1 protein-coding gene and 3 pseudogenes are annotated in these 3,371 nt (G+C 42.4%); all 4 read left to right on the top strand.

Going from position 1 to position 3,371, the window contains the following annotated elements:
• Window positions 1–240: 240 nt before the first annotated feature.
• Window positions 241–1,113 (top strand): annotated as a pseudogene (locus J6I68_RS17365) (transporter substrate-binding domain-containing protein); the annotation flags it as partial.
• 12 nt (window positions 1,114–1,125) lie between these two features.
• Window positions 1,126–1,923, top strand: a pseudogene (locus tag J6I68_RS17360) (MetQ/NlpA family ABC transporter substrate-binding protein); the annotation flags it as partial.
• A gap of 245 nt (window positions 1,924–2,168) precedes the next feature.
• Window positions 2,169–3,182, top strand: coding sequence for a methionine ABC transporter ATP-binding protein (locus tag J6I68_RS11635; protein WP_292220512.1), 1,014 nt, complete (start codon window positions 2,169–2,171; stop codon window positions 3,180–3,182).
• Window positions 3,175–3,371, top strand: a pseudogene (locus tag J6I68_RS11630) (methionine ABC transporter permease); the annotation flags it as partial. The gene J6I68_RS11635 and the pseudogene J6I68_RS11630, both read left to right, overlap by 8 nt.

Here is a 3,371-nt window from a genome sequence, read left to right as displayed (position 1 = left end):
TGGTGTATGTGTCGAATGCTGTGCTCCCGGGCAGGTATTATGGTCGGGCGTTTGGCTCATCTGTCATGCGCCTAAATACGGAGATTCGTCATTTCGGATTTAAGTATTCCATTTGCCCGGGAGTAAAGATCACCGGGCATTTTAAATGCAAAAATTTATAAGTGCAGATTACAAATGCCCGGTCAATTAAAACTTCTGAGACAGTAGAATATTTGATCAATAAAAAAGAGGAGAAGAACTATGAAAAAGAAACTATTCAGAAACTTACTTACAGGTGTCCTGACTGCGAGCCTTGGACTGGCTTCACTTACAGGATGCGAAAATGCTGCAGATCCCAGTACAGTGAATGCTTCAGGCAATGATGAGAGCAAAGTATACAGAACACTTGATGAGATCAAGGCAGACGGAACCATCAACATCGGAGTATTTTCCGATAAGAACCCCTTCGGATATGTTGATGAGAACGGTGACTATCAGGGATACGATGTTTACTTCGCAGAGAGGATCGGACAGGATCTTGGAGTAAATATAAACTATGTATCAACAGAAGCTGCAAGCAGAGTTGAATATCTCGAGACCGGCAAGGTTGATATAGTACTTGCAAACTTCACGGTAACAGCAGAGCGAGCAGAGAAAGTTGATTTTGCTCTTCCTTATATGAATGTAGCACTTGGTGTTGTTTCACCTGAATCCAATGTTATCACAAGCCTTGACCAGATCGGTGCTGATGACCAGGTGATCGTAATCTCCGGTACAACTGCTGAGACATACCTTGAAGAAAACTATCCGGACATTAAGCTGCAGAAGTTTGATACTTATGCAACTGCAAAGACATCTTTTGAAAACGGAACAGGCGTTGCATGGGCAAATGACAATACAGAGGTTATCGCATACGCACTTGAGAACGAGGGATATGTTGTAGGAATTCCCGAACTTGGAAGCCAGGATACAATAGCACCCGCTGTATCAAAAGGAAATACTACACTGCTTGACTGGCTGAATGACGAGATCAAGACACTTGGCAACGAGAACTTCTTCCATGCTGACTACGAGGCAACACTTCTTGATACTTATGGTGCAGATTATGAAGATACACTTGTTGTTGAAGGCGGTGTTGTCGGCGGAGCAGCTGCCGATACAACAGATGTTGCAGATACTGCAGACGCTCTTGATATCGTACCCGGTAACGGCGAGGTTATCACAGTAGCAGCTTCACCTGTACCTCACGCAGAGATACTTGCTAAGGCAGCTGAGATCCTTGATGATTACGGATACACACTTGAAGTTACAGAGTTTGATGATTATGTACAGCCCAACCTTGTAGTAGAGTCCGGTGAGTTTGATGCTAACTACTTCCAGCACGTTCCTTATCTTGACAGCTTCAACGAAGAGCAGGGTACACACCTTGTAGATGCCGGTGACATTCACTACGAGCCCTTCGGAATCTATCCCGGAACAAAGAGCAGCCTTGATGAGATAGCTGACGGAGATTCAATCGCAATACCTAACGATACTACAAACGAAGCAAGAGCACTCCTTCTTCTTCAGGACAACGGCTTACTTACACTTGCAGACGGCGTAGGACTTACAGCAACTGTTAACGATATCACAGAGAATCCTTACAACATCGAGTTCGTAGAGCTTGAGGCAGCACAGGTAGCAAGAGTTGTTGATGAAGTAGCATATGTTGTACTTAACGGTAACTATGCACTTGAGGCAGGCTACTCTGTAGGTCAGGACTCAATAGCTTATGAGTCAAGCGATTCAATCGCAGCTGAGACATATGTTAACATCGTAGCTGTATATGACGGTAACGAGTCTTCAGACAAGATCAAAGCTCTGGTAGCTGTATTAAGATCTGCAGAGATCCAGCAGTTTATCGAAGAGACTTATGACGGAGCAGTAGTATTCTACGATAAGTAAGAAGATGCAACTGATGAGCTGCAAAAAAGAATTGTTATAATATCTCCCAAAATTAATAACTATTCTGAATAAGCGTAACTGCTCAAAACCGTAATGGTTCTGAACGGTTACGCTATATTATGATTTATGCGTCAAAATTATTTGATACACATAATTGCATTTGAGGTGGAATCCTTTGGCGTATTGATCATAATATAGAGTGAATTTATTTCTATTATTATAGTAAATATAGAACAGGTGAAAAAATGAGCGAGATAGAAATAAAAAATCTTACAAAAACCTTTAAGGCCAAAGACTTAAATGTTACGGCTTTGAACAACATCAATCTTTCCATTGAGAAAGGTGACATCTTCGGAATAATCGGTATGTCAGGCGCGGGAAAGAGTACGCTCGTAAGGACTATCAATTTTCTCGAAAGGCCTACAGAAGGCCAGGTGTTTATCGAGGGTGTTGATCTTGCAAAACTCAGTGAAAAGGAACTGCGCAAGAAGCGTGCCAAGATCGGAATGATATTCCAGAGCTTTAACTTGCTGGAACAGAAGAATGTTACCGATAATGTCTGCTTTCCGCTGGAGCTTGCAGGCGTAAAGAAAAAGGAAGCAAGGCAAAAGGCTAAGGAGCTTCTTAAGACAGTAAACCTGGAAGAAAAAGAAAAGGCATATCCTTCACAGCTTTCCGGAGGACAGAAACAGAGGGTGGCGATTGCAAGGGCACTTGCAACTGAGCCGGATATACTTCTCTGCGACGAGGCTACCAGTGCTCTTGACCCCCAGACTACTGAATCAATTCTTCAGCTTTTAAAAGAAATCAACGAAAAGCTGGGGATTACCATAGTGATAATAACCCATCAGATGTCGGTCGTGACCAGCATATGTAAGAAGGTTGCAATTATCGACAACGGTAACCTGGTGGAAGAAGGCTTAGTAGATGAAATATTTGAGGCACCTAAATCAGATGCTGCAAAGGAACTCATCCTTGATACCAAGATAAGATATTCACCTTTAGACAGACTGGAGGCTACAAGAAAGGTTCGTATAGTTTTCTCTGAAAATTCTGCATATGAGCCTGTAGTGGCCAACCTGATACTTACATTTAATGCACCGGTAAACATACTGAAAGCAGATACAAGAAATGTAGGAGGAAAAGCAAGGGGCGAAATGATACTGGGTCTGTCTGAAGGAGAAGACCTGCAGGAACAGATGATAAGCTGGCTCAAGGAAAGAAATCTTGCTGTAACGGAGGTGAAGGAAGATGTTTGATCAGAAAGTTATTGAGATGATACTGGTGGGTATAAAGGATACCCTTTACATGACGCTTGTATCAACATTTTTCGGATATGTTCTGGGTCTTCCAATGGGAATAGTTTTAAATGTTACCAGGAAGGATGGCTTAAGGCCGAATAGAATTATTTATGGCATCGGAGATTTTATCTGCAATATAGTACGAAG

The organism is Butyrivibrio sp. (genome assembly GCF_017940685.1).
In the GTDB taxonomy this organism is placed as follows: domain Bacteria; phylum Bacillota; class Clostridia; order Lachnospirales; family Lachnospiraceae; genus Butyrivibrio.
Note: the sequence above shows the minus strand (reverse complement) of the source record. Positions and strands in the feature narration are given on the sequence as shown.

Coding starts and splice junctions, on each gene's coding strand:
- J6I68_RS11635 (WP_292220512.1), top strand. CDS start 2,169: ATGAGCGAGATAGAAATAAAAAATCTTACAAAAACCTTTAAGGCCAAA.